We start from the raw sequence: 261 nt of genomic DNA, 5'->3' as shown, positions 1-261 counted from the left end.
TTGATTGACTGGTCAAAATCGGTGTACAGCCGCGACGACATTCAAGGCGTACTGGCTTCAACCTCGGTGTGCTTCGACCTGTCGGTGTGGGAGCTGTTCGTGACCCTGGCCAACGGCGGCTCGCTGATCATCGCCCGCAACTCCTTGGAATTGCCGCAATTGCCGGCGCGTGATCAGGTGCGTTTGATCAACACCGTGCCGTCGGCGATCAACGCCTTGCACGCCGCCGGGCAGATCCCGCCGAGTGTGCGCATCATCAAC

General features: G+C 60.5%; 1 protein-coding gene. It reads left to right on the top strand.

Features of this window, described 5'->3' with window-relative positions; translation table 11 throughout:
• A partial coding sequence (locus NTD84_RS17250; protein ID WP_262167721.1) for a hypothetical protein occupies positions 1-261 on the top strand: 261 nt, incomplete at both ends.

The sequence above is a fragment of the Pseudomonas sp. 14P_8.1_Bac3 genome (genome assembly GCF_025466085.1).
GTDB lineage: Bacteria > Pseudomonadota > Gammaproteobacteria > Pseudomonadales > Pseudomonadaceae > Aquipseudomonas.
This window is presented reverse-complemented; position numbering and strand designations above follow the sequence as displayed.